Origin of the sequence: Streptomyces sp. NPDC046915 (genome assembly GCF_040644935.1) — a bacterium.
Lineage (GTDB): Bacteria > Actinomycetota > Actinomycetes > Streptomycetales > Streptomycetaceae > Streptomyces.
On record NZ_JBEYXB010000001.1, the window covers coordinates 140152 to 164524 of the forward strand.

Here is a 24373-nt window from a genome sequence, read left to right on the forward strand (position 1 = left end):
GGCTGAGTGGCACAACGGGTGTGCCGGTCAGGGAGCGGGGACGGGGCCGCCGGGCCGGAACCGCTCCACCCCGACGATGTGCCGCACCTTGACCGGGCGCACGATCACCGCGACCCGCTGCTCCCCCGGCATGGTCCACTCGAAACGCTCGCTGCCCAGGTACTTGCGGGCCAGCCGGTCCATCTGGTCATGTGCCTCCGGGCCCTCGATGAAGCGGGCCACCACACCACTGATCTGCACTCGGTCGAAGGGGTCGGCGGCATCCGCGTGCGAGAGATAGACGCGGGGGTCGCGGCGCAGATTCTCCTCCTTCACCCGCCCCACCGAGGTGTTGAACATCAGCTCCCCCTCCCCCTCCAGATCCACCCACATCGGGCTGACCTGCGGCGCTCCATCGGCGAACACCGTGCCGACGTACCAGATGTTGGGGGCTTCCAGCCGGGCACGGACGGCTTCATCGAATGTCGCAGTCATCCCGGGAGGCTACCAACCATGACGGGCGCGGCAGTTCAGGGGAACCGTGCGCAGCGTGGCGGCCGTGACCACACCAGGAGGTGTTGTCGGACCCTCGTGCCACGCTGTGCACCATCACCGGAACTGCGCATGACTTCGAGACGGGGGAACCGGCATTGCGCCGTGGGTACAAGTGGGTGGACCGTGAGCTGGCTCGTATGGACCCGGAGAAGGACTGGGAGCGGATGATCTCGCTCTACGTCGGCCACCGCGTCCCGGAGTTCGCCCTGGCGATGATGATCTATCCGGGCACCATGCGCATGATGCAGCCGAGTACGACGGCCGCCACCCTGGCCCACACCGCCAAGCTGGAGACGAGGCCCCACCGGCGTTTCCAGGACGGCAACGACTTCCTGATGGCCTGGATGGTGGACGGTTTGTCCAGCGAGGCCGGACGCGGGGCCGTCTTACGACTCAACCGCATGCACCAGGCCATCGCCCGCAGAACCCCGCACCTGCCCGGCAACTTCAACGACATCGACGACTTCGTCTATCCACTGGTCCTGCTGGCCACGTTCGGCGACGGCCTGATGACCTCACTCGGCCTGCCCGGCACGAGCGAACCCATGAAGATCGCGTGGCACCGCTGGGCGCAGGCGCTCTTCCGCCTGCTGGAACGCGAGTCCGGCCCCTTGGCCGACGAGGCGTTCCCCGAGGACTGGAGGGCGATGACCGAGTTCGCCTCGGAGTTCGACTCCCGTCCGTACGAGCCGACGGAGTCCGGCCGTCGTGTGGCGACCGCGATGATGGACTTCTTCGCCGAGCGCTGGTTCCCCGCGCCCTTGCGGGAGTTCGGCAGGGACGTGACGCGCTGTCTCGCCGGCGAGCGGGTCTGCCGACTGCACCGGATCGGCTGGATGAGCCCCCGCCGCGAGCGCCTCGTTCGTCTCTTCCTGAAGTCGGCCTTCCGCGCCCAGAGCTTGCTTCCCGACTACCGCACACCACTCATCGAACGCCTCCGGCGAACCCGGTCCCCCGTACCGACGCAACGATGAGGACAGCACCACGGATCGCGGCCCGGATCGCGTGCGTGATCCGGTCGGGGCCCGGTCACTCCGGCTGGTGTTCCCGGAGCGCCTCCCGCAGGAACGGCAGAATGCCGCGCTCCAGCAGGGCATCACGCCAGGCTTCCCTGACCCGCTCCACTTCGCCGCTCGGTTCGCCCTGCGACCCGGTCTGGAGTGGGGGCGCGTCGCGGAGGGCGGTGAGAACAAGTCCTACGGCGCCGGCGAGGACCGCGGCCGCGGTCACGGCGTGCCTCCATGATGGCGCCACCATCGCAGTATTCACACAAACCCGGCGTTGGGCTGTCCCACCGCGTTGCGGGTCAACGGTGGCGCCACAAGCCGACCGCAGTGCCACCCTCACCCGCTGGGCCGGACCTGAATGTGCAGATCCGGCCAGATCATGGCCAGCCGCTTCAACTGGCCCTCCATCGACACCCCCATCGAACGCAGTGGTTCGTCCGGTCTGAAGTGGACGAGTGTCCCGGTGGTGCCGTCGGCTTCGACAGGCTCAAGGTCGGTGACCGGGATGCCGCACTCATAGCGTTGGGTCCAGGCGCCATTGAGGCGGCGGTTGGTATGGACGAGCCATTCGCTGAGCGCCGCGACCACGGACATGCCGCGGCGCGGATGGCCGTCCGGAAGCAGTTCCGCGTCCGGGAAGTCGAAGAAGCGAAGATCCTTGGTTGCCATGACGGGCTTCTTGACGACCTGGCCGTGCTCGTCCGTACGGGTGTCGGTGCCCCGCCCGTCATCCGCCACGGACAAGGAGCCGTCCGGATGGAAAGTGACGAGGCAGCGCCCACCGCCCCTGCTGGACGCTTCGTCGGCGGCGTACGCAAGCACCTCAAGGAGGAGATGCCAAGGGCCACTTGGCGCGAACTCCTCCGGAGCGCGCCGGACAGATGCTAGATGGTCCAGATCGACGACGCCGGCCCAATCGTGCGTGGTGTTGCCCCAGGAACCCCTAGAAATCTCCATCAGGCAAGTATCCGGTCAACTCGCGCTCTACAGCCGGCGGAGCACAGAGCTCAGTGTTTCGATCTCCTGCGCGGAGAGCTTGTCGGTGAGGTGCCGGCGTACCGCGGCGTCCAGGCCGGGGCCCACGGCGGTGATGGCCTGGCGTCCGGTGTCGGTGAGGGTGACGGTGACACCGCCGGCGCGTTCACGGGTGACGAGTCCGCGCTTGCCCATGCGGGTGAGCTGGTGGGAGATGCGTGTGCGGTCCCAGCCGAGCGAGGCGGCGAGCTCGCTCTGACGCAGGGCGCCTCCCGCCTTGTTGAGGTTGACGAGGATCGTCAGGTCCGGCTCGGACAGCCCCGCCGCCTCGGCGGTGTCCGCGATCACGCGTGCTCGGACTATCTCGTGGGCGCGCTTGAAGGCGGACCAGAGCTCGACGGGGTCCGGCGCAGGGTCACCCATGGACTCGTACGGCTCGGCAGTTCCACCCCTTGGTGTTGACATATCAACGCGCCTCTTCCTAGTGTTGAAATATCAACGCTAACAGCACCGACAGCCGGCTGCGCCTCGGGCAGCCGCCTGTCGGCCGCACCCACCTCTCCCGCCCCGCAGAAGGATCCATGCAGACCCGACCCCTTGGCACCGGCGGCCCGCAGGTCGCCCCTCTCGCGCTGGGCTGCGCCGGAATGTCCGACCACACCGCCCCCGTCGACGAGGCGGACGCCATCGCCACCATCCACACGGCCCTCGACGCCGGCGTCACCCTCCTCGACACCGCCGACTTCTACGGCATGGGCCACAACGAGGACCTCATCCGCCGCGCCCTGCGCAACGGCGATCGCGGCAAGGCGCTTCTGAGCGTCAAGTTCGGCGGTCTGCGCGGTCCCGACGGAGCCTTCCTGGGCATCGAGGGCCGTCCCGCTCACGTCAAGAACGCGCTCGCCTACTCGCTGCGCCGCCTCGGCACCAGCCACGTCGACGTCTACCGCCCCGCCCGCCTCGCCCCCGACACCCCGATCGAGGACACGATCGGCGCCGTCGCCGAGCTGGTGCAGGCCGGGTACGTGCGCCACATCGGGCTCTCCGAGGTGGGGCCGGAGACCATCCGCCGCGCTCACGCCGTGCATCCGATCTGTGATGTACAGATCGAGTACTCCCTGTTCAGCCGGGGTCCCGAGACCAACGGCATCCTGGACACCTGCCGCGAGCTGGGGATCGGCGTCACCGCCTACGGGATCCTCGCGCACGGCCTGCTCACCGGCACCTACCGGCAACCCGCCGGAGGTGACCCGCGCGCCCACTGGCTGCCCCGCTTCCACCCCGACAACCTCGCCGCGAACCTCACCCTCGTCGACCGGCTGCGGCCGCTCGCCGACGCGCGCGGCGTCAGCGTCGCGCAGCTCGCCACCGCCTGGGTCATCGCCCGGAGCCGCGAGCGCGGCAGCATCGTGGCCATCCTGGGCGCCCGCCGACCGCACCGCGTCGAAGAAGCCCTGGCCACGACCGACCTCGGCCTGACCGACACGGACCTTCGCACGATCGAGGAGGCCGTCCCGGCCGACGCGGTGGCCGGAACCCGGTACGCCGCACCCCTCATGTCCCTGCTGGACAGCGAACGGGGCTCGCAGCCATCGCACCAGACCCATGGCCACGGTGAGTGAGCCGGCGCCATCCGGACAAGGAAGAGACTCCGAATCATGAACACATCCGAATCACTGCTGACCGAGCTGGCCCGGTCCGAGAAGCCGATCGGAGTAGGGATCATCGGGCTAGGGGCGCAAGGGAGTTGGGCCGAGCGCTCTCACCTGCCGGCCCTGCGCGCCGTACCGGGTTACGAGCTGCGGGCCCTGAGCACGAGCTCGAACCAGTCGGCGAAGCGCTCCGGACAGGCGCACGGTGTGCCCCGCGCCTTCGGGACGGCGGCCGAACTGGCCGCCTGCGACGAGGTGGACCTCGTGGTCGTGGCGGTGAAGGTGCCGCACCACCGGGAACTGGTGCGGACGGCGCTGAGCGCCGGCAAGAGCGTGCTGTGCGAGTGGCCCCTGGGCAACGGACTGGCGGAAGCCGAGGACATGGCGCGGCAGGCGCACAACCGCGCTGTGCCGACCGTCGTCGGACTCCAGGCGCGGTCGCATCCGGCCCTCGCCTACGCACGCCATCTCGTTGCCGACGGCTACGTCGGAGAGGTGCTGTCCACGACGGTCGTCGGCTCCGGTGGTGCCTGGGGCGCCACCGTCGGCCCCCGCGACCACTACGTGCTCGACGCCGCCAACGGCGCGACGCTGCTGACCATTCCCTTCAGCCACACCCTCGACGGACTCGCGTCCGTCCTGGGAGAGCCCGAGGAACTGCGGATCCAACTGGGGTCGCGGCGTAGGTCGGCCCTGGACACCGAGAGCGGACAGCCCGTACCCATGACCGCCGCGGACCAGGTGACGGCCTCGGGGCGGCTGCCGGGCGGCGCGGTGGCCACCTTCCACTACCGCGGCGGCATGTCCCGGGGCACCAACTTCCGCTGGGAGATCAACGGTACCGAGGGCGACCTCGTCCTCACCGCCCCGACCGGCCATCTCCAGCTCAGTCCGGTCACCCTCGAAGGCGGCCGCGGAACGTCCCCCGGACTCACTCCCCTGACAGTTCCGGAATCGTACGTTCGCGTCCCCGAACTGAACCCCCGAACCGACGCGCCCGCCTACGCAGTTGCTCACGCCTACCAGCAGTTCCTGAACGACCTGCGCCAGGGCACGTCAGCGGTACCCGACTTCGCACACGGCGCCGCCCGGCACCGCGGCATCGAATCCGCCGCTACGACAGCCTGACCGAACCGCGCCGTCATCGGCGTCAGCCGCAGGACAGCAAGCCCGCCTGCTGCTTGGCGGCCAGGATGCGATGGACGCTCTGGTCGACCTGTGTACGGAAGGCCGTGTTCTGTGCCATCCGGATCTGTACTGCTTTGGCCATGGCCGGGACCAGGTTCGGTTCGACGGTCAGGACCAGGTCTCCGCCGGCCGAGAGGAAGTTCAGGGCGCGGCCGGCCGGGGACACAGCCTTCACCGCCACCGCGTTCCCGAGGTCGTCCGAGATCACCACGCCCTGGAAGCCGAGGGACTTGCGGAGCATGCCCTGGATCACCGTTGAGGAGAAGACGGCCTGATGCTTCGGGTCGATCTTGCTGTACGTGGCCAGCGAGACCATCACGAAGGGCGCGCCCGCCTTGATCCCCGAGCTGAACGGGATGATGCTCGAACTCTTGGCGGTCGTCACGGAGTCCACCACGTTCGCCGTGGTGTCGGTGTTGCCGCGGACGAAGCCGAGTCCCGGAAAGTGCTTGAGCGTGGCCAGTACATGGGACTGGGCGAAGCCTGCTGCGAACGCGTTGCTGTGGGGGGTCACCGTGGCGGCCGTATGGCCGAACTCACGGTCGTACCGGCCGATCGGACCGTTGTTCCTGCCGAGACTGGCCGGAACGACATCGGCGACGGGCGCGAGGTTCAGATTCACACCGGCCGCCTTGAGCTGATTCGCCCACATGGCGGCCTCGGACTGCAGCTTCGAGGTCGACCAGCTTCCCTGCACCAGGGCACTCGGCATGGTCGAGAACCCGGGACCGGACAGCACTTGCACCTTGCCGCCCTCCTGGTCGGTGGACACCAGCAGGCCCACGCGATGCCCCGAGACGGTGTCGGCCTTCGCCTGAAGACCGTCGACCAGGGTCTTGGTCGCCTTCGTACCCGCCGTACTCCGTCCCGCCAGGAAGACCGACCCGACGTGGTACTGACGCAGGACCTGGATCCTCGTCCGGTCCGGATTCGAGGCGGCTACGGCGCCCATGAAGAGCTGACCCACTCGTTGCGGCCCGGTCATTGCCCCGAAGACCTTGTCGACGCAGGTCTCGGTCGCGGTCGCGCTCCCATTCGCCGAAGCGGGCGCTCGCGATACGACCCCGGCGTGCGAGGTGTAGGCGCCGCCCAGGCCTGCGGCGGCCAGCGAAAGCGTCAGCAGCGGGACGGGCCAGACCGCCCGCTTCCCTCTCGGGCCATGGGATGGTGCCTGCCGCGGCGTCATGCGGAGCCCCTTCCGGTACGCCGACCGCGGACCGGGCACCCCTTGCTCGGCCGTCGACGGCGGTCACGCAGCCAGTACAACTAAACGTACATCCATCTGGCGTCGTTCGCCTCTGTAGTCGCGGGCCCCAGCGCACGCCGGCTGTTTCCACGCCAGGGGCAGGGGCAGGTGGATGGGTGAATGCCGATGAAAGGACTGACATGAGTGCCGGAGAGAAGGCCAAGGCCAAGGCCGAGCAGGTTGTCGGGAAGGCGGTGCGGAAGGTGGCGCACGCTGTCGGCAACGAGACCACCGCGGCCAAGGGAGCCGCACTGGAGGCCCGGGGCAAGGCCCGGGACACCAAGGAGAGGTCGAAGGGCGGCTTCAAGCACTGACCGGCGTCGGCCGGCGTCATGCCTGCCGCGGACGGTCCGCCTCACCACACGGGCCCCCGACTAACTAGGGTTGTCCGGTGACGAGTAGCAACGCGACCCGCTCCCCTGCCCTGGACGGCACCCGTCCGACGACGGCGCCCGACGACTGGCAGGAACGCCTTCGCCGATTCGGATACACGGCACGCCCGGGGACCGACGTCCGCGAGCGTCTCGTTCCGCCCTTTCCGAAGCCGCCGGCCCGGCTGCGAGAGCTCACACATCTCGATCCGGCACGGGTGTTCCGCGTCGGGAAGGCGATGGAATGGGTGGGGCCGGTACTCGTCGCCGTCCTGGCCGGAGCGATCCGCTTCTGGCACCTCGGCCGACCGCGGGGCGTCGTCTTCGACGAGACCTACTACGCCAAGGACGCCTGGTCGCTGTTACATCTCGGCTACGAGGGCACCTGGCCGGACCGCAAGATTGCCGACCCGCAGCTACTCGCCCGCCCTCAGCAGATCCCACTCTCGGACACCGGGGCCTTCGTCGCGCACCCGCCGACGGGCAAGTGGGTGATCGCCCTCGGTGAGTGGATGTTCGGTCTGACCCCGTTCGGCTGGCGCCTCATGACGGCCGTGCTGGGCACCCTTTCGGTGCTGATGCTGTGCCGAATAGGGCGCCGCCTGTTCCGTTCGACACTGCTGGGCTGCCTGGCCGGCGCGTTGATGGCGGTGGACGGTCTGCATGTGGTGATGAGCCGTACCGCGCTGCTGGACCTCGTCGTCATGTTCTTCGTACTGGCGGCGTTCGGATGCCTGCTGATCGACCGGGACCACGCACGGGCCCGGCTCGCGGCGGCCTTGCCGGTCGGCGTGGACGGCCGTGCGCGCCCGGACGCGCGCACCGGTGACCGTGCCGGGACGGGGGTGCGTCCCTGGCGGCTCGGGGCCGGCCTGTTCCTGGGGCTGGCGGCTTCCACCAAGTGGAACGGACTGTATGTCCTGGCCTTCTTCGTGATCCTGACGGTGCTGTGGGACGTCGGCGCCCGCCGCATCGCCGGGGCGCGCCGCCCGTACCGGGCGGTGGTGCGCAAGGACTTCGGCTGGTCGTTCCTGTCGCTGATCCCGGTCGCGGGTGTGACGTATCTGGCGACATGGACCGGCTGGTTCCTGTCCGACAACGGCTACGGCCGCCACTGGGCCGACGGCCGCGGCGGCACCTGGTCATGGATACCCGCTCCGCTCCGCAGCCTGTGGCACTACGAGTACGGGGTCTACCAGTTCAACGTGGGGCTGCACACCCCGCACAAGTACCAGTCCAACCCCTGGAGTTGGCTGGTCCTGGGCCGTCCCGTGCTGTTCCACTACCAGTCACCGGCACCCGGACAGGACGGCTGCCACACGGCGGCCAACTGCTCGCAGACGGTTCTCGCCCTCGGCACACCGCTCCTGTGGTGGTCGGCATGCTGCGCCCTCGTGTACCTGCTCTACCGGTGGGCCCTGCGCCGCGACTGGCGCGCCGGCGCCATCCTGTGTGCGGTGGGTGCCGGTTATCTGCCCTGGTTCCTCTATCAGGACCGCACGATCTTCTCCTTCTACGCGGTCGTTTTCGTGCCGTATCTGTGCCTGGCCGTGACGATGATGCTCGGAGCCTTGTCGGGTTCGCCGGGCGCGGCCGCCAAACGCCGCATTGGGGGTGCGGTGGTCGCGGGCGCGCTTGTTCTGCTCATCGCCTGGAACTTCATCTATTTCTTCCCGCTCTACACCGGGCAGACGATCCCGTACGCCGACTGGCACACCAGGATGTGGTTTGACAGCTGGATCTGAGACCGGCCGCCGTTGAACGGCGGCGCCGACCAGATCGCCCTCTTGGGAATCCCATAACCTCACAGGTCATGAATGCAGCCGCAGATACGTATGCCGTGGTCAATCTGATCGCCAGGTACGCGGAGTTGGTCGACGCCGGTGACTTCGCGGGCGTCGGCGCGTTGTTCGCCGACGCCGTGTTCATCGGGAGCGGTGCTCCGGCCGAGGGCCGCGAGGCAGTCGAGAAGATGCTCCGGGACACCGTGATCCTCTACGCGGACGGCACGCCGCGCACCCACCATGCCACGACGAACATCGCGGTCGAGGTCGACGAGGAGGCGGGCACCGCCACCGCGCGTTCCTACGTCACTGTCTTCCAGGCCCTGCCCGAACTGCCGTTGCAGCCCATCGCCGCGGGACGCTACAGCGACTGTTTCGAGCGTCGCGACGGACAGTGGCGGTTCGTGGAACGGCGGGTCCGGATCCACCTGGTGGGCGACGTGAGCGGCCACTTGCGTGCTGATCATTAGACGCGCCGCCAGCTGAGGATCCACGCCGCGGTCAGCAACGCGCCGAGCCCCGCCAGGGCCATCGCGCCACCGGTGCCGCTCACGGCGGCGAACGCGCCGACACAGACCGGGCCGAGACCCTGAAGTGTCATGTTACCGGAGCCCAGCAGGCCGAACGCCTGGCCCTGGCCCTGCTCGGGAAGGGCGGCCAGGAACTCACGTTGCAGTCCGAGGCCGTTGGCGAAACCGCAGCCGGCGAGCAGCAGCAGTACGACGGAGAGCGGGCGGCCCGGATCGCCGGCGAAGCCGACCAGCGGCAGGCCCATCAGCACGATCAGAGGGACCACCATGCGTTCCCGTGTGGTCGGCCGCAGCCACCGTCCCACCACGAGGTCGCCCACCAGCATGCCGACCGGCAGGCAGGCCATCAGCACCGCGTAGGTGCCGGAGGGGAAGCCGTGGCTGCCCGAGTAGGCGACGATCAGCCCCTCTGCTCCGGCGACGAACGCGCTCGGGAGCCACTGTGCGAACAGCAGTCGTCGGACCGAGCGGTGGCCCAGCAGTGCGCCGGCGCCACGCAGGCTGTCCCGCATCGCGCCGCCACCCGAGGGATCCCCCTCCGCCGGCGTCGGCGCGAGCCGCGGCAACCGCAGCCGGACCGCCGCCGCGCAGAGCAGGTGCAGTGCGGCCCCCGTCACCAGTGCCGCGTGTGGGCCCACCGCCGCGACGGCGGCGCCGCCGAGCGTCAGGCCGAAGAGCTGCGCACCGCCGGATGCCATGTTGTTGAGCGAGCGCCCCAGCACGTACGCGTCGCCCTTCAGCCAGCGGGCGACGAGCTGTCCGGAGGCGCCACTGAATACCGGGGTCGCCAGGGCCACCAAGGAGACGAGGGCGAGGCCCGCCACGATCGGCATCCGCACCAGGGCGAGCAGGGCCGCCGCCACGCCCTCCAGCAGGTAGCCGCCGGCGATCAGCGCGCGGGGCGGGAGCCGGTCGGCCAGCGAGCCGAGCAGCAACGAGCCGAAGAGCTGCGGCAGGAATCCCGCGCCGAACGCCAGCGCGCTGAGCAGCGCCGAGCCGGTGCCCGCGAAGACCAGCGCCGAGAAGGTGGTGATGCGGAGCGAGTCGGCGGTCACGCCCAGCATCCGGGTCAGGAAGAGCAGCCGGAAGCGCGGCTCGGCGAGCACCTGGCGGTAGGTCGTGCGCGGCGTCGACGCCGCGTGCGGAGGGGATGCGGTGGTCATGCGCAGCAGCGTCGTGGAGAACTCGGCCCGGAAGCGAAAGATTCGCCGGAGGACGTAAGGTCAGGTCTGACGCGGTCTACGCTGGAGGAATGCTCCGCTTCACCGCCACCGCCGAGGACCTGTTGCGCAGCCGGTTCGCTCTCTCGCCGGCCTTCGAACTCTGCGGACTGCTGCGCCGTCTCGGCGGCCGGGACGCGGTGCTGCCGGCCGGCTGGGGGGTGCGACTCGCCCCGGGCTTCACGCGGCTGCGCGGCGAGACGTCGCTGGACGCGGTACTGGCCCTGCAGAGCAGCAGGGCGGGGGTCAACTTCGTCGCCCCACCTCCGCGCGGCCTCACCCAGAACTGGGCCGATGATCTCGCCGCGATCCGGGCCACGCCGCTCGCTGTGGCGCGGGCGGAGATCGACGCCGTGCTGCGCGAGCAACCGGTGCGTGATCCACGGATCCGTGAGCTGCTGGAGTCCGACCAGGTGGTGGACGCGGTCGCCGACGCGCTGGACCGCGCCTGGCACGAGCTGCTCGCCCCGGACTGGCCGCAGCTGCGGGCTGTCTGTGAACGCGACATCGTGCACCGGGTGGGCGTCATCGGCGAGCGCGGCTGGAAAGAGGCGATCGAGGGCCTGGAAGGGGCTCTGGTCTGGCAGGGACAGCACCTGTCGGTACCGGTGCGCGCCGCGCACGGGGACGTGAGTCTCGCTGGGGAGGGGCTGCTGCTGGTGCCCTCGGTGCTGGTCTGGCCCGCCGTGGCGGTCTTCCACGAGGAGCCCTGGCCGAAGGCCCTGATCTACCGGGCGCGCGGCACCTCCGTCCTGTGGGAGCGGGCGGCGCCCGATCCGGACGCGCTGACGGCGCTCGCGGGCCTGCTCGGAGCCTCCCGGGCGCGCCTGCTGGTCGAGTTGGGCGTGCCGGCCAGCACCAGCCAGCTCGCCCACAGCCTCGCGATGGCCCCCGGCGCGGTCGGCGACCACCTCGCTGTGCTTCGCACGACCGGTCTGCTGGTACGCGCCCGATCCGGCCGCTCGGTGCTCTACCGGCGCACGGCACTCGGCGACGCACTGGTCGCCGGCGCGGCACCGGCCGGGCCGAGTGTCGCTTCAGGCCGGGGTGACCCGGTCGCACCTGTCAGGCGGTGAGGCGGCGGACCGCGTTCACCAGGCCGTCGACGTCCTCGGACGTGGTCGCGAACGAGGTGACGAGGCGGACGACTCCCGGCTCCCAGCGGTCGTGGTAGAAGGCGTAGCCCTCGGACAGGAGGCCGTCGATGACGTGCTGGGGCAGGCGGCAGAAGACGATGTTGGCCTCGACCGCGCCGGGGAAGTCGACGTCCGGCAGGGCCTTGAGTCCCTCTTGGAGCCGGGCGGCCATGGTGTTGGCCTGGGTCGCGTTGCGCAGCCACAGGTCGTCGGCGAGGTAGGCGTCGAACTGGGCGGCGTGGAAGCGCATCTTGGCGGCGAGCTGGCCGGCGCGCTTGGCGCGGAAGGAGAGTTCGGGGGTGAGCGAGCGGTCGAAGACGACGATGGCGTCGGCGGTCATGGTGCCGTTCTTGGTGGCCCCGAAGGACAGCAGGTCGACGCCGGCCTGCCAGGTCATCTCGGCGGGGGTGCAGCCCAGAGCGGCGACGGCGCCGGCGAAGCGTGCGCCGTCCATGTGAAGGCGCAGGCCCGCCTCCTTGGCTATGGGTGCGAGGGTGCGGAGTTCGTCGAGGGTGTAGACGGCGCCGGTCTCGGTGGCCTGGGTGATGCTCACCACGGACGGCTCCACGCTGTGCACGTCCCCTCGCTTGTGCCGGACAGCCGCCCGCAGCGCGTCGGGGTCGATCTTCGCGTCGTCGCCGGGGAGGGGGACGAGCTTGGCGCCCGCGGTGTAGAACTCGGGCGCGCCGCACTCGTCGTTGTTGATGTGGCTGTCGCGGTGGCACAGGACACTGCCCCAGGGCGGGGTCAGGGCGGCCAGGCTCAGGGCGTTGGCCGCGGAGCCGGTGGAGACGAGGAGCACGTCGACGTCGTGGTCGAATATCTCGCACAGGCGGCGCCGGACGTCGGCGGTGACGCGGTCCGCGCCGTAGGGTGCGGCAGGTCCGGACGCGGCACGGCTCACGGCGTCGATGATCTGCGGGGCGGCCCCGGCGACGTTGTCGCTGGAGAAGGCGTGGGCGTAGGGGGTGGCGTTGCTCATGGTGTGCGGGCCTTGGCTTTCGGTGGCTTTCAGCTGACTTTCAGCTGACGATGGGCGAGGCGATGACGACGGTGACGTCCGCCGGTTCTGTGTCGGTGCGGTAGATGTGGGGGGCGTCGCCGGCGAAGGCGAGCAGATCGCCCGCGGCCAGCAGGCGCGGGCTGTCGGTGGGGCCGGCGGTCAGCCGGCCCGTGGCGACGAACAGGTGCTCCACGGTGCCGGTCGCGTGGGGCACGCCCGCCAGCTCGGTGCGGGCAGGCATCCGCAGCCGCCAGATCTCCAGGCTGTGACCGCTGCTGATCCGGCGCAGCAGCTCTCGGCCGACCTCGTCCTCGGCGAGGTCGGTGCCGGGGACGAAGACGGGGCCGGGGTCGGTGTCGCGGGTCAGCAGGTCGGTCAGCGGGATCCTGAGCGCGATCGCGAGCGCGTCCAGCGTCTCGATCGTCGGGTTTCCCCTGCCGGCCTCCAGTTGCGAGAGCGTCGCCTTGCTCAGGCCGGCGCGCCGCGCCAGCTCGGAGCCGCTCATCCCGCGCTGTTCACGCCGCCGGCGGATCTGCGCTCCCACGGCCGCGGCGGTGCTGCTCGTCGACCGACCGGGCGGCGGGGTCATCGGCGTGGCCCGTGCGCGGCGGAGTACGACACACGGATGCGGCCCCGCTTGACCTTCAGCGCGGACAGGACCACGTCGCTGAGGTCGCCGAGGCTGCGCACATGCGTTCCCCCGCAGGGTGCGGAGTGCAGGGCGCCCAGGGAGACCACACGCAGTCCCTGCTCGTCCGTTTCCGCGGTCACCGGAAGATCCTCGTCGATGGCCGCCGCGACCGTCTTGCGCAGTTCGGCGAGTACCTCCTCCCGGCCCTCGGGCTCGGCCAGCCGGGCATCCGGCTGTGGGGCGGTGAACTCGACGCGCGCCTGGCCGGGGAAGTGGTTGTTCCCGGCCAGTTCCCATCCCTGGGCCCGGCCGGCCGCCTCGACCAGATGCCCGGCGGTGTGCAGAGCCGCGTGCGTCATCCGCGTCACCGGGTCGATGCGCGCCCGCACCGGCTGCCCGTCGGTGAACTCGGGCCACCCGGCTTCCCCGGAGGCGGGCACGGCCACGATCAGCCCCGACTGTTCATCCCGGACGGGGACGACCTCGGTCTCCTCCAGCCATCCCCGGTCGGCGGGCTGGCCGCCGCCCTGCGGGTGGAACAGGCAGTGCTCCACGGCCGCCCAGGGCAGCCCGTCCCGGTGTCCGAGGGCGATCACCCGTGTCTCGGTCTGCTCCGCGTACGTGTCATCGAGATAGGTCCTGACCTGCATCACACTCTCCATGGCGATAAACGATACGTTCACTATAACGAACGTAGCAGAAGTGAGCGGCCCGTCGTCGAGGCCCGCGGCTGCTGTCAGCCCGTCGGATGGGAGCCCGGAGTGTGGCCGAAGGTGCGGCGGAAGACGTCGATGAACGTGCTGGCGGAGGACCAGCCGCACTGATGCGCCACCGCGGTCACCGGCGTCCGGTCGGCCAGCAGGACCAGGGCGTGATGGAGACGCAGTTGTGTGCGCCACTGCGGGAAGGTCATGCCGAGGTCGCCGCGGAACAGCCGGGACAGGGTGCGATCGCTCGCCCCGACCTCACGGCCGAGTTCGGCGAGCGTGCGGTCGTCACCGGGATCGGCGCGCAGGATGTCGCACAGGGCGCGCAGCAGGGGCGCGGTGGGGGTGGGCAGGTGCAGTGGCTGCTGGGGCGAGGCCCTCAGCTGGTCGAGCAACACCGCGCGCAGACGGGCCCGTTCGGGGCTGCCGTCGTCCTCGGTGCGCGTATGGGCGACGATCAGCTCGCGCAGCAGCGGGCCGACAGCCAGCACGGTCGGCGCGTCGAGGCCGAGCGGGTTCTCGGTGGCGGGCAGCCCCACCAGGTGCAGTTCGAGTTCGCCGTGGGCCCGGTGTGCGTGCACGGTGCCGGCAGGCACCCAGATGGCACGAGTGCCCGGGGCGACCCAGGATCCCTCGCTGGTCGTGACGGCCAGCACCCCCCGGCCGGCATAGACGATCTGGTGGTCGTCGTGGCGGTGGGCGTCGATCGCGCCACCGGAGGCCAGCCACCGGGTGCGGGTCGGGGCAACCGGCTCATGGCGGAATTCCGTCATCACTTGGCAGCTTATCGGAAGCACGACACAGTGCGGGGCTCGGAGCATGGCCAGGTGCGAAGGAACACGACGATCACTCTGCTGTCCATCGGCCACGCCTGCGTCGACGTCCACCAAGGCGCCGTGGCGGCCTTGGTGCCGTTCTTCGTCGCCGAACGCGGCTACACCTACGCGGTCGCCTCAGGCATCGTGCTGGCCGCCTCCGTAGTGTCCTCGGTGGCACAGCCGGTGTTCGGCGCGCTCACCGACCGCTGGGCGATGCCCTGGCTGGTGCCGGTCAGCACACTGCTGGGCGGTGCCGGCATCGCGCTGAGCGGACTGAGCGGCTCCTACTCGCTCACCCTCGTGTTCGTCGCGATATCGGGGCTCGGCGTGGCCGCTTACCACCCCGAATCCGCCCGCATCGCCCGCATCGCCAGTCAGGGCGGACACAGCGCCATGGCCGTGTTCTCCCTGGGCGGCAACCTCGGCTTCGCGCTGGCCCCGCTCATGGTCGCCGCCGTCGTGGCCGCCGGAGGACTGAGCTGGACGCCGCTGCTGGTGCTGCCGTCGCTCGCCGGTGCCGTGGTGAGCCTGCCCGTGCTGCGCGCCCTGCGGCAGAGGCGGGCCGCAGGAGCCGGTGCGCCGGTGCCGGCCGGGAGCGACGACACCGCCTCGTTCGTGAAGCTGTCGCTGGCCGTGGTGTTCCGGTCGATCGCGTTCATCGGGCTGAGCACCTTCATCTCGCTGTACGCCCAGCAGCGCACGGGCGGCGGCACGGCCTCGGGCACCGCGGCTCTGTTCGTGCTCTACCTCGGCGGCGGGATCGGTTCGGTGCTGGGCGGGTTCCTGGCGGGCCGCTGGGACCGGGTGACGGTCTCCAGCTGGTCGTACCTGATCACGGCCGCGGCCGTCGCGGGCGTGGTGTGGGTGCCGGGCCCGGCCGTCTTCCTGTTCGTGGCGCTGACTTCCGCCGGCCTGTACGTGCCCTTCTCGCTACAGGTCACGCTCGGCCAGGACTACCTGCCCTCGCGGGTCGGCACCGCCAGCGGGATCACCCTCGGCCTGACCGTCAGCATCGGCGGCCTGGCAGGCCCCGCCATCGGCGGCCTCGCCGACGCCACGTCCCTGCGGACCGCCCTCACGCCCCTCGTCCTGATGCCGGTGCTGAGCTGGCTGCTGTTCCGCACCCTGCCCGAACCCGGCGTGCCGCGGCCTCAGTCGGCGGCGACCGCGACGGAAGACGACACCCACGCCGCGCTCACCCCAGGTCCGACGCCTCGCCGCCGGCCACCGGACGCTTGGGGGTGACACTCGCGAAGGCGGGTTCACTCCCTGGCGCCGATCGCCTCGACCGGGCGGATCCGCAGCAGCAGCCGGGTCGGCACCATCGTGCCCGCGGTGGCCAGGACCGCCGTGGCGCCCGCGATCGCGAGGTAGCCGAGGCCCGGTACCGCCGGCCACGGCGATCCGCCCAGCGCGACGGCGACGAGGATCAGCGGGAACGCCGACAGCAGCGTGCCGAGCCCGACCCCGGCCAGCACGACGACGGCGCTCTCTCTGCGCATCATGCCGACGACCTGGCGGCGGGCGGTGCCCGAGAGCCGCAGCAGCGCGAATTCCCTGCGGCGGGCGGCGGTGGCCATCGCGAGGGTGTTGACGACGGTGATCGCGGTGTAGGCGATGATCAGGCCCACGACGAGGTAGTTGACCCAGGCGTTCGCACGCTGTTCCGCCAACTGGTCGTCGACGGCGAGTCCGTCCCGCAGGACGGTGCCGGGGTAGGCAGCCGCGATGCCGGACAAGGCCTGGGTGAGGCCGTGCGCCGAGGGAGCGGAGCGGACGAGGACGGACTCGTCGGTCTTCCGGGTGGTGTGGGCGAGGAGGAGGTCGTGGTCCAGGGTGACGTCGGCGAAGCCGAACCCGCGTGTGTAGACGGCGATCACCCTGCCCTCGAACAAGGTGCCGTCGCCCAGGTGGAGCCGGGCGGTGTCCCCGACGCCGAGACCGAGCCAGGAGGCCGCGGTGGTGCTGATCGCCACCGTGCGGGGCGACAGGGCCGACAGGTCGCCGTCACGGGCGTGCAGATCGAGGGTGGCCCCGAGCGCGTCGGGGTCCACTCCCTGCGCGCCGAGCGAGACGGCCTCCTGGCCGCCGAAGAGCTCGCCCGCGGCCACGACCTTCGAACTCACCAGTCCAGTTGCCGACTTGACCTGCTTGAGCCCCTTCACCTTCGCGGCCAGATCGAGTGACACCCCGCCCGGCGCGGTGAGCACGTGGTCGGCGACGAGGCCGGAACGCACCTGGTCGGACGACTCCCGCAGGGCAGTGGTCTGGGTGAAGACCACGGTCGACGCGAAGGACACGGCGAGCACCAGCGGGGTGATCGCCCCGGCCAGCCGGCCCACGTTGGCCCGGGTGTTGGCCGCCGCGAGATAGCCGGTGACACCGGTCCGATCGAGCAGCGGGGCGAGAAGCCGGATGGCCGCCCGGGACAGCAGGGGGCCGAGGACGGCGGTGGCTGTCACCAGGATGAGCACAAGGGAGTTGGCGAGCCCGACCAGGGTGAAGAAGTCGGCGTGCTGCACCAGCCCGGTGCCGAAGACGCCGACCGCGAGCGTCAGCAGCACCCCTCCGGTGATCCTGCGTCCCCGGCCGAGACCGGCAGGCTCCACGGCGGCCTCGCCGAGCGCTTCCGTCGGCCGGATCCGGGTCGCCCGCAGAGCTGCGGTCAACACCGCGACCAGCGCGGTCAGCACGGTCACCAGCACCGCGGCGAGGAACGGCAGGGGGCTGAGGGCGAGCGGGAAGTCGGGCGGCACGATGCCGTGTCCGGCGAACCGGTCGCGCAGCCAGTACACCAGCAGCAGTCCGAGCGGACAGCCCAGCAGCCCGGCGACGGCACCCGAGACGGCCGCCTCCGCCGCCAGCATGCGCCGGATCTGGCCGGGTGTGGTGCCGATCGCGCGCAGCAGGGCGATCTCCCGGCGGCGGTGCCGGACGGACAGCGAGGTGGTGGCGTAGAGGACGAATACGGCGATGAGCAGGACGTTGCCACCGATGGCGGCCGCCAGCACCATCAGGTTGGATCCGCTGACGACGACGTCGAGGAACTCCGCCCGGCCGCGCCCGTCGCCGGCGTGTACGGCGAGACGGTCGTCGTGGAGCGCCGCGCCGATCGCGTCGGCGAGCCGGCCGGGCGAGGTGCCGGCGTCGGCGAGGACACCGAACGCCTCGACGGTCGGGGCGAGTCGACGCAGGGCCGCGTCGGACAGGAACAGCACCGACTGGCGGGGCGCACGCCCGTCCTTCAGCGTGACGAGACCGGCGACGGTGTAGGTGCGGGGCACGGACGTGGTCATCAGCCGGACCTCGTCGCCGGGGCGTACGCCTGCGCGTCCGGCGAGTTCGGAGTCCAGCACGACCTCCTGCGCCGTGCGCGGTGCGTGCCCCCTGGTCAGGTGGAAGTCGCCCAGCCGGAGGCCGGACCAGTTGTGGATCTGGGGCGCGCTCCCATGGCGGCCGGGTACGGGCAGGCCGTGCGCGTCCGCCAGGCGTGCGGTCACACCGTCGTCCTCGATCACCTTGCGGACACCGTCTACCTGGCCGAGCCGGCCGGCCAGGGATGCGTTCAGGGGGACGCGTTCGGGCAGCGGCTGGAATTCATGGACGGTCGAGCCGTCCAGGTCCTTGAAGGTGAGTTCGACCTCCTGACGGCCCGTCACGATCACGTCGGCGGCCGCGTACCGCTCGGCGGAGGAACCGGCCCGGATGCCCGACTCCAGGAGGACGCCGCAGGCGCTGAGCACGGCGGCGCCCAGCAGCAGGGCGACGAAGGTGCCCGCGAAGCCGCCCTTGCGGGCCTTGAGGGTCTGCAGCGCGAGGGTGAACATCAGACCGCCCTCCGCAGGCCGGACATGACCTCGGCGACCCGGTCCGCGCCAGGGCCGACCATGCCGTCCACGACGCGCCCGGCACTGAGGAAGAGCACCTGGTCGGTGTGGGCGGCGGCCACCGGGTCGTGGGTGACCATCACCACCGTCTGGTGCAGATCGGTGACGGCCTGGCGCAGCAGGACCAGGATGTCCCGGGCGGTCTCCGGGTCGAGCGCCCCGGTGGGTTCGTCGGCGAAGATCACCTCGGGCCGAGTGACCAGGGCGCGGGCGATCGCCACGCGTTGCTGCTGACCGCCGGACAGCTGCGCGGGGAAACGGGCCAGCCGGCCGCCCAGGTCCACCGCGGTGACGATGTGCTCCAGCCAGCCGTTCTCGGGCTGCCGCCCGGCCAGCCGCAGGGGCAGTGTGATGTTCTGCTCGACGGTCAGCGACGGGAGCAGGTTGAAGGCCTGGAAGACGAAGCCGATCCGGGTCCGGCGCAGTTCCGTCAGCCGCTGTTCCCGGAGCGCCGAGAGCTCATGGCCGCCGAGCCGCACCTCGCCCGCCGTGGGCCGGTCGAGGCCGGCCGCGCAGTGCAGGAACGTGCTCTTGCCGGAGCCCGACGGCCCCATCACCGCCGTGAACGTACCGGACTCGATGCCCGCGCTGACCTTGTCCAGGGCCATGACGGCGTCCGGTCCCTCCCAGTACTGCTTCGTCACGTCCGTGAGTTGGACCGCGTACCGGCTTGCGAGCACCGTGACTCCTCGTGCGACTGTCCGTGAGTGATGCCTCAAGTGCACCGGCGGGAAGGGGACTTGGCTTCGGTCACGCAGTCGAACCGGCGTCTCGGCCGATCGGGCGATACCGCGCCGCACCTCGTCCTTACGGAGGAGACCTCACGGACGAGAACGGCCGCGGGCTTTCAACCCCAGGTGAGAGCAAAGGCGTCGGCGACCCGTCTACCGTTGGGGCATGGACCGGATGGAGTCGCTCGCTGGGCGCCACATACCCCGGGCCGTCACCGACATGGCCCTCGCCGCGCTGCTGACCGCCGCGTGTCTGGCCCTGCCGGTGGCGATGCCGCCGGACGGTCCCGAGCTGCGCGCGCCGGACGTCACGTGGGTCGTACTCGCCCTGCTGACGGCGCTTCCGCTCGCCCTGCACCGGTTCTCTCCGCTGCCGACGCTGCTGGTGATGTCGGTGGCCGCGGGCGTCCTCCAAGCTCTGCACTACGTCCCCGAACTGTCGGGCCCCGACGGCACCTCCATCGGCCCCACCTACCTCACCGTCGCCACGGCCGTCTTCCTGACCGCCACGCGCAGTACCCCGAAGGTCGCCGTTCTGGTCGGGTCGGTGCTCATCCCGGCGGCGGCCGTGACCGAGGCGGTGCTCGCCCCGGACGGGCACCGGATCGCCGCGCTGTTCACCGAGTCGGTGATCCTGGTCGCCGCGTGGGCGCTGGGGCGGCTCGCCCGGGCGCGCGCCGCCATCCGGGACCAGGCGCTGGAGCGGGCCGCGGCCCTGGAGAGGGAGCAGGCCGCCGACGCGCGGGCCGCGGTCATGGAGGAGCGGGCCCGGATCGCCCGCGAACTGCACGACATCGTCGCGCACAACGTCAGCCTGATGGTCGTGCAGACCATCGCCGCCGACCGGGTCCAGGAGCGGGACGCGGACAAGGCACACGAACTGCACCGCGCCATCGAGGAGACCGGCCGGGCCACCGTCACCGAGCTGCGCCGCCTGCTCGACGTGCTGCGCACCGATGAGGACGCGGACAGCGACCCGAGCAAGGAGCCGCCGCAGCCCACCGTCGAGGCCCTGCCCGCGCTCGTGGAATCGGTACGCGCGGCCGGGCTCCAGGTCGACCACAGCACCACCGGCACACCCGCCGAACTGCCCGCCGGCTCACATCTGGCCGTGTACCGGATCGTGCAGGAGGCCCTCACCAACACCCTCAAGCACGCCGGCCGCACCCGGACCGCGCTGCACGTCGCCTGGGAGCCGGAGCGCGATCGGCTCACCGTACGACTGTGCGACGACGGGCCCCGGCCCGACGGCGAGCCGGTACGCCCGCCCGTCGCGGCGCACGGCACCGGGCACGGCCTGGTCGGCATGCGGGAGCGCGTCGGCGCGGTGGGCGGCTCCCTGCACACCGGCGCCCGGCCCGGCGGCGGCTACTGCGTGCACGCCGTCATCCCGCTCCCCCCACCCGAAACCCGGCACGAAGGGCACTCCCCGTATGCAAGTCATCCGCGTCCTGCTGGTCGATGACCAGCCGATGATCCGGACGGGATTCCGGCTCATCCTCGAATCGGAGCCGGACATCGATGTCGTGGGCGAGGCGTCGAACGGCGACGAGGCCGTCGAGAGCGCCGAGGCGCTGTGCCCCGACGTCGTCCTGATGGACATCCGCATGCCGGGCGCGGACGGGGTCGAGGCCACCCGGCGCATCGTACGGTCGGGCTCGCCCAGCCGGATCGTCATCCTGACGACCTTCGACCTGGACGCCCATGTCGTGGACGCACTGCGCGCCGGAGCCAGCGGGTTCCTCGTGAAGGACGGTCCCGCCGACTCCCTGGTGGGCGCGATCCGCACGGTCGCCGACGGCGAGGCCGTGCTCTCACCGCGCGTCACCCGGCGGCTGCTCGACCGGTTCGCGCACCTGGGCGCGCCCGCGGAGGCGGACGTGCCGGCCCGCCTCGGCTCCCTCACGGGCCGTGAACTCGACGTGCTCCGCGCGCTCACCCGCGGCCTGTCGAACGCGGAGATCGCCCGCGAACTCGGCGTGAGCGAGACGACCGTCAAGACGCACATCGCCCACATCCTGGAGAAGTACGGGCTCCGCGACCGGGTCCAGGCCGTCATCATGGCGTACGACAGCGGCCTGGTCGTCCCACGCGGAGGCCGCTGACCACCGGATGTCGGGGTGGCCGGCGTCGTAGGTTGGGTCAATGACAACTACCGCATCGCAAGAGGCATTTCTGCAGGCGTTCCACGCTGAGCACCCGGCCGTCACCGCTGAAGCGTTCGGCCACGGCCGCGCTCCGGACGGCCGGTCCAGCTATGAGCTCCTGTGCGACCGGGTGGCCGGCCGCGAGCGTGTACTGGACCTCGGCTGCGGTGACGGCCACCTGCTCGAGGTTCTGGCCCAAGGGATCCCGCGGCAGCTCGCGGGAGTGGACCTGTCTCCGCAGTCCCTGGCGCTGGCACGACGTCGGCCGGCCCTCTCCGCGGCCAGGCTGGAGGAGGGGCGGGCTCAGGCACTCCCCTTCGCCGACGACAGCTTCGACGCCTGCGTTTCCCACATGGCGCTGATGCTGATGGGCGAGATCGAGCAAGTCGTGGCAGAGGTCGCCCGCGTCCTGTCCCCCGGAGGGGTGCTGGCATGCGTGGTGGGCGGCGGGGCCGTCGGCGGCGAGGCCTACGACCGGTTTCTCGGGCTGCTGCGGAACACGATCGAGGAGGTGCCCGCCTCGCGGCGCATCCCGGCGCTGGGCGACAGAAGGACACGCACTCGCGACGGGCTCGATGAAGTTCTCGCCCCAGCGGGGTTCGCCGCGGTGGACTGGGAGACGGTTCCCATCGATTTGAGCGGTCCGGTGGAGCAGGTTTGGGCTGCCGTCTCCGGCCTCTACGATCTCGGTCCGCTCGATGGGTCGGCTGTGGAGCGCCTGCGTGCTGCCTTCTTCGCCGAGGTGCGTGACATGAAGACGCCGGAGGGGACCGTTCCCTGCGCTTTCAAGATCCACATCGCGACAGCGCGGCTGCACTAGCTTCGCCGGCCACCCCGCGAGCACCGATGCCTGGTCTGCACCATTGACATGCACGCGCCCCAGTCATTCAATGCGGCACACCTGCATACGCCTCCCGACGGTCACGCACGAGGAAGGTCCTCGCATGATCACCCCCCACTCGGACATCGCCTGGCCCCGCACCCTGTTACGACTGTTCGCCCTGGTCGCCGTGGTGCTCGGCGTCCAGGCCGGACCCGCGCACAGCGCCCGCGCCGCCACCCCCGTCAACGTGATCGCCTTCTACGACGGCACGTACGACGCGGCACACATCAGCTTCGACCACGAGGCCAACACCTGGTTCCCGCAGGCAGGCGCGCAGAACGCCTTCACCTACACCGCGACCACGGACTGGAGCCGCCTCAACTCCGCGACGCTCGCGAACTACCAGGTGGTCATGTTCCTCGACGACTACCCGCACACCGCGTCCCAGCAGGCCGCCTTCCAGACCTACATGGCCAACGGCGGCGGTTTCATCGGCTTCCACGTCTCGGCGTACAACGACAACACCAGCGACTGGCCCTGGTACCACAACACGTTCCTCGGCACCGGCACCTTCAAGAGCAACTCCTGGGGTCCGACCTCGGAAACCCTGCAGATCGACGACCAGTCCCACCCGGCGACCGCGAATCTGCCGAGCACCATCACGTCCTCGGTCAGCGAGTGGTACAGCTGGCAGAACGACCTGCGGCAGAACCCGGCCATCGACATCCTCGCCTCGATGGCCCCGTCCACGTTCCCGGTCGGTACCGACCCCAACCAGACCTGGTACAGCGGCTATTACCCGATCGTCTGGTCCAACCGCAACTACAAGATGGTCTACAACAACTTCGGCCACAACGCGATGGACTACGCGACCAACACCACCCTGTCGTCGACGTTCGCGAGCACCCAGCAGAACCAGCTCCTGCTCCAGGAGATCAAGTGGGCGTCCGGCCAGTCCGGTCCGGTCACCCCGCCCTCGACCGCCACTGGTCCGATCCATGGATACGGGGGCAAGTGCGTGGACGTCGCGGGCGCGAGCACCACCAACGGCACCGCGGTACAGCTCTACGACTGCAACGGCACCGGAGCGCAGAACTGGACGGTGGGCAGCGCCGGTACGCTCACCGCGCTCGGCACGTGCATGGACGTGACCTCGGCCGGCACCGCCAACGGCACCAAGGTGCAGCTGTACGACTGCAACGGCACCGGATCACAGGTCTGGCAGCCCGGCGCGAACGGCTCCCTGGTCAACCCGCAGTCGGGCAAGTGCCTCGACGCCACCGGTTCCAGCTCGGCCAACGGCACCCGGCTACAGATCTGGTCGTGCACGGGATCCGCCAACCAGAGCTGGACACTGCCGTCCTGAGCCGCCCGCACCTTTTGTTGCATCCGATGGAAGGGGCGTGTGCAACAACCGGCCGAGCCGAAGACTCTGTTGGGCGGCCGGCCGTTCAGGTGCCGTTTCTGCGAGCGAAGGGGGAGACGAATGCGAGCCGGATTTCTGACGAGGGCGCTCGTCAGCACCACTGCCGTCGTCGGGATCGCCGCCGGGAGCCTGGCGGGTGCGGCCACCAGTTTCGCGGCGTCCGCGCCGGCCTCGAAGGCGATGGTGAGTTCCAGGGCCGTCGTCCCGCTGGCGGTGGTCAACCTCGGCCTGAGTACCAAGCAGGCCAAGGGGCTCCAGTGCTGGCTGTCGGACCACGACTGGGGCTACACAGGCCCGATCGACGGGCTGCTGGGCACGGAGAGCTGGATGGCGATGCAGCGCTACCTGAACTACTTCGATCTCTACCACGGGCACATCGACGGGATCGTCGGAAGCGGCACGATCGAGGGGTTGCAGATCCTGCTGCGCGGCTACGGCTATACCGGTCCGATCGACGGAATCGCCGGTTCGGGGACCGAAGCCGCGTTCGGGCGGTTCGCTGACGACAAGGGGGAAGAGTGCGTCTCTTCCCACGTCTGACCGTAGGCAGACGATCA

At 70.7% G+C, this 24373-nt stretch carries 25 protein-coding genes; 13 read left to right on the forward strand and 12 right to left on the reverse strand.

The genetic code is table 11. From position 1 onward, the window contains the following. Window positions 1–27: 27 nt before the first annotated feature. A complete protein-coding gene (locus tag ABZ915_RS00565; protein WP_361793435.1) occupies window positions 28–474 on the reverse strand; it encodes a PPOX class F420-dependent oxidoreductase in 447 nt (148 codons plus the stop codon). A 176-nt stretch (window positions 475–650) separates the two neighbouring features. Here ABZ915_RS00565 and ABZ915_RS00570 point away from each other — a divergent pair, with 176 nt between their 5' ends. Next, complete coding sequence (locus ABZ915_RS00570; RefSeq protein ID WP_361793438.1) at window positions 651–1508, forward strand: DUF2236 domain-containing protein; 858 nt, start codon at window positions 651–653, stop codon at window positions 1506–1508. Window positions 1509–1563: 55 nt separating this feature from the next. On the opposite strand, the gene ABZ915_RS00575 is transcribed toward ABZ915_RS00570, so the two are convergent. From ABZ915_RS00575 to ABZ915_RS00585, 3 genes are all read right to left on the reverse strand, one after another. Continuing rightward, a complete protein-coding gene (locus tag ABZ915_RS00575) occupies window positions 1564–1764 on the reverse strand; it encodes a hypothetical protein (RefSeq protein ID WP_361793441.1) in 201 nt (66 codons plus the stop codon). 113 nt (window positions 1765–1877) lie between these two features. Beyond that, window positions 1878–2498 carry an ATP-binding protein gene (locus ABZ915_RS00580; protein ID WP_361793444.1) on the reverse strand — a complete coding sequence of 207 codons (621 nt, stop codon included), beginning with the start codon at window positions 2496–2498 and terminating at the stop codon, window positions 1878–1880. A 27-nt stretch (window positions 2499–2525) separates the two neighbouring features. Beyond that, the gene (locus ABZ915_RS00585; RefSeq protein WP_361793447.1) at window positions 2526–2939 is read right to left on the reverse strand and encodes a MarR family winged helix-turn-helix transcriptional regulator; all 414 of its coding nucleotides are present in this window, start codon (window positions 2937–2939) and stop codon (window positions 2526–2528) included. 158 nt (window positions 2940–3097) lie between these two features. Here ABZ915_RS00585 and ABZ915_RS00590 point away from each other — a divergent pair, with 158 nt between their 5' ends. Together ABZ915_RS00590 and ABZ915_RS00595 are read left to right on the forward strand one after the other, a co-directional pair. Further along, on the forward strand, window positions 3098–4138 hold the full coding sequence (locus ABZ915_RS00590; RefSeq protein ID WP_361793450.1) for an aldo/keto reductase: 1041 nt from the start codon (window positions 3098–3100) through the stop codon (window positions 4136–4138). A 36-nt stretch (window positions 4139–4174) separates the two neighbouring features. Further along, the gene (locus ABZ915_RS00595; RefSeq protein WP_361793453.1) at window positions 4175–5296 is read left to right on the forward strand and encodes a Gfo/Idh/MocA family oxidoreductase; all 1122 of its coding nucleotides are present in this window, start codon (window positions 4175–4177) and stop codon (window positions 5294–5296) included. A 22-nt stretch (window positions 5297–5318) separates the two neighbouring features. On the opposite strand, the gene ABZ915_RS00600 is transcribed toward ABZ915_RS00595, so the two are convergent. Continuing rightward, window positions 5319–6341 carry a glycoside hydrolase family 3 N-terminal domain-containing protein gene (locus tag ABZ915_RS00600; protein WP_361793456.1) on the reverse strand — a complete coding sequence of 341 codons (1023 nt, stop codon included), beginning with the start codon at window positions 6339–6341 and terminating at the stop codon, window positions 5319–5321. Window positions 6342–6742: 401 nt separating this feature from the next. Here ABZ915_RS00600 and ABZ915_RS00605 point away from each other — a divergent pair, with 401 nt between their 5' ends. The 3 genes from ABZ915_RS00605 (at window position 6743) to ABZ915_RS00615 (ending at window position 9227) form a co-directional block, all read left to right on the forward strand. After that, a complete protein-coding gene (locus ABZ915_RS00605) occupies window positions 6743–6916 on the forward strand; it encodes a hypothetical protein (protein WP_361793459.1) in 174 nt (57 codons plus the stop codon). 77 nt (window positions 6917–6993) lie between these two features. Then, the gene (locus ABZ915_RS00610) at window positions 6994–8718 is read left to right on the forward strand and encodes a phospholipid carrier-dependent glycosyltransferase (RefSeq protein ID WP_361793462.1); all 1725 of its coding nucleotides are present in this window, start codon (window positions 6994–6996) and stop codon (window positions 8716–8718) included. Between the two features lie 68 nt (window positions 8719–8786). Then, window positions 8787–9227 carry a nuclear transport factor 2 family protein gene (locus ABZ915_RS00615; protein WP_361793465.1) on the forward strand — a complete coding sequence of 147 codons (441 nt, stop codon included), beginning with the start codon at window positions 8787–8789 and terminating at the stop codon, window positions 9225–9227. On the opposite strand, the gene ABZ915_RS00620 is transcribed toward ABZ915_RS00615, so the two are convergent. Beyond that, entirely contained in the window at window positions 9224–10450 is a 1227-nt protein-coding gene (locus ABZ915_RS00620) for an MFS transporter (RefSeq protein ID WP_361793468.1), read from the reverse strand. The genes ABZ915_RS00615 and ABZ915_RS00620 overlap by 4 nt on opposite strands. Before the next feature lie 89 nt (window positions 10451–10539). Between ABZ915_RS00620 and ABZ915_RS00625 the strand changes: the two genes are divergently transcribed. Next, a complete protein-coding gene (locus ABZ915_RS00625; protein WP_361793471.1) occupies window positions 10540–11583 on the forward strand; it encodes a DUF5937 family protein in 1044 nt (347 codons plus the stop codon). Here ABZ915_RS00625 and ABZ915_RS00630 read toward each other — a convergent pair. The 4 genes from ABZ915_RS00630 to ABZ915_RS00645 form a co-directional block, all read right to left on the reverse strand. Further along, the gene (locus ABZ915_RS00630) at window positions 11573–12625 is read right to left on the reverse strand and encodes a low specificity L-threonine aldolase (protein ID WP_361793473.1); all 1053 of its coding nucleotides are present in this window, start codon (window positions 12623–12625) and stop codon (window positions 11573–11575) included. The genes ABZ915_RS00625 and ABZ915_RS00630 overlap by 11 nt on opposite strands. Window positions 12626–12665: 40 nt before the next feature. Next, window positions 12666–13190 carry an XRE family transcriptional regulator gene (locus ABZ915_RS00635; RefSeq protein WP_361793476.1) on the reverse strand — a complete coding sequence of 175 codons (525 nt, stop codon included), beginning with the start codon at window positions 13188–13190 and terminating at the stop codon, window positions 12666–12668. A gap of 41 nt (window positions 13191–13231) precedes the next feature. Next, a complete protein-coding gene (locus tag ABZ915_RS00640) occupies window positions 13232–13939 on the reverse strand; it encodes a metal-dependent hydrolase (RefSeq protein ID WP_361793479.1) in 708 nt (235 codons plus the stop codon). Between the two features lie 74 nt (window positions 13940–14013). Then, the gene (locus tag ABZ915_RS00645; protein ID WP_361793482.1) at window positions 14014–14757 is read right to left on the reverse strand and encodes a helix-turn-helix transcriptional regulator; all 744 of its coding nucleotides are present in this window, start codon (window positions 14755–14757) and stop codon (window positions 14014–14016) included. 54 nt (window positions 14758–14811) lie between these two features. Here ABZ915_RS00645 and ABZ915_RS00650 point away from each other — a divergent pair, with 54 nt between their 5' ends. Then, entirely contained in the window at window positions 14812–16047 is a 1236-nt protein-coding gene (locus ABZ915_RS00650) for an MFS transporter (RefSeq protein WP_361793485.1), read from the forward strand. A 17-nt stretch (window positions 16048–16064) separates the two neighbouring features. Here the strand turns inward: ABZ915_RS00650 and ABZ915_RS00655 are convergent, their stop codons facing one another. Together ABZ915_RS00655 and ABZ915_RS00660 are read right to left on the reverse strand one after the other, a co-directional pair. Continuing rightward, a complete protein-coding gene (locus tag ABZ915_RS00655) occupies window positions 16065–18629 on the reverse strand; it encodes an FtsX-like permease family protein (protein WP_361793488.1) in 2565 nt (854 codons plus the stop codon). Further along, window positions 18629–19369: an ABC transporter ATP-binding protein gene (locus tag ABZ915_RS00660; protein ID WP_361793491.1), complete on the reverse strand. Its 741-nt coding sequence runs from the start codon at window positions 19367–19369 to the stop codon at window positions 18629–18631. The genes ABZ915_RS00655 and ABZ915_RS00660 overlap by 1 nt, the downstream gene beginning before the upstream one ends. Before the next feature lie 217 nt (window positions 19370–19586). Here ABZ915_RS00660 and ABZ915_RS00665 point away from each other — a divergent pair, with 217 nt between their 5' ends. From ABZ915_RS00665 to ABZ915_RS00685, 5 genes are all read left to right on the forward strand, one after another. Continuing rightward, on the forward strand, window positions 19587–20885 hold the full coding sequence (locus tag ABZ915_RS00665) for a sensor histidine kinase (RefSeq protein WP_361793494.1): 1299 nt from the start codon (window positions 19587–19589) through the stop codon (window positions 20883–20885). Next, entirely contained in the window at window positions 20854–21525 is a 672-nt protein-coding gene (locus tag ABZ915_RS00670; protein WP_361793497.1) for a response regulator transcription factor, read from the forward strand. The genes ABZ915_RS00665 and ABZ915_RS00670 overlap by 32 nt, the downstream gene beginning before the upstream one ends. A 40-nt stretch (window positions 21526–21565) precedes the next feature. Further along, entirely contained in the window at window positions 21566–22387 is an 822-nt protein-coding gene (locus tag ABZ915_RS00675) for a methyltransferase domain-containing protein (RefSeq protein WP_361793500.1), read from the forward strand. 124 nt (window positions 22388–22511) lie between these two features. After that, window positions 22512–23756, forward strand: a complete 1245-nt coding sequence (locus ABZ915_RS00680; RefSeq protein WP_361793503.1) for a ThuA domain-containing protein — start codon at window positions 22512–22514, stop codon at window positions 23754–23756. A gap of 120 nt (window positions 23757–23876) precedes the next feature. Continuing rightward, the gene (locus ABZ915_RS00685) at window positions 23877–24356 is read left to right on the forward strand and encodes a peptidoglycan-binding protein (RefSeq protein WP_361793506.1); all 480 of its coding nucleotides are present in this window, start codon (window positions 23877–23879) and stop codon (window positions 24354–24356) included. Window positions 24357–24373 lie beyond the last annotated feature (17 nt).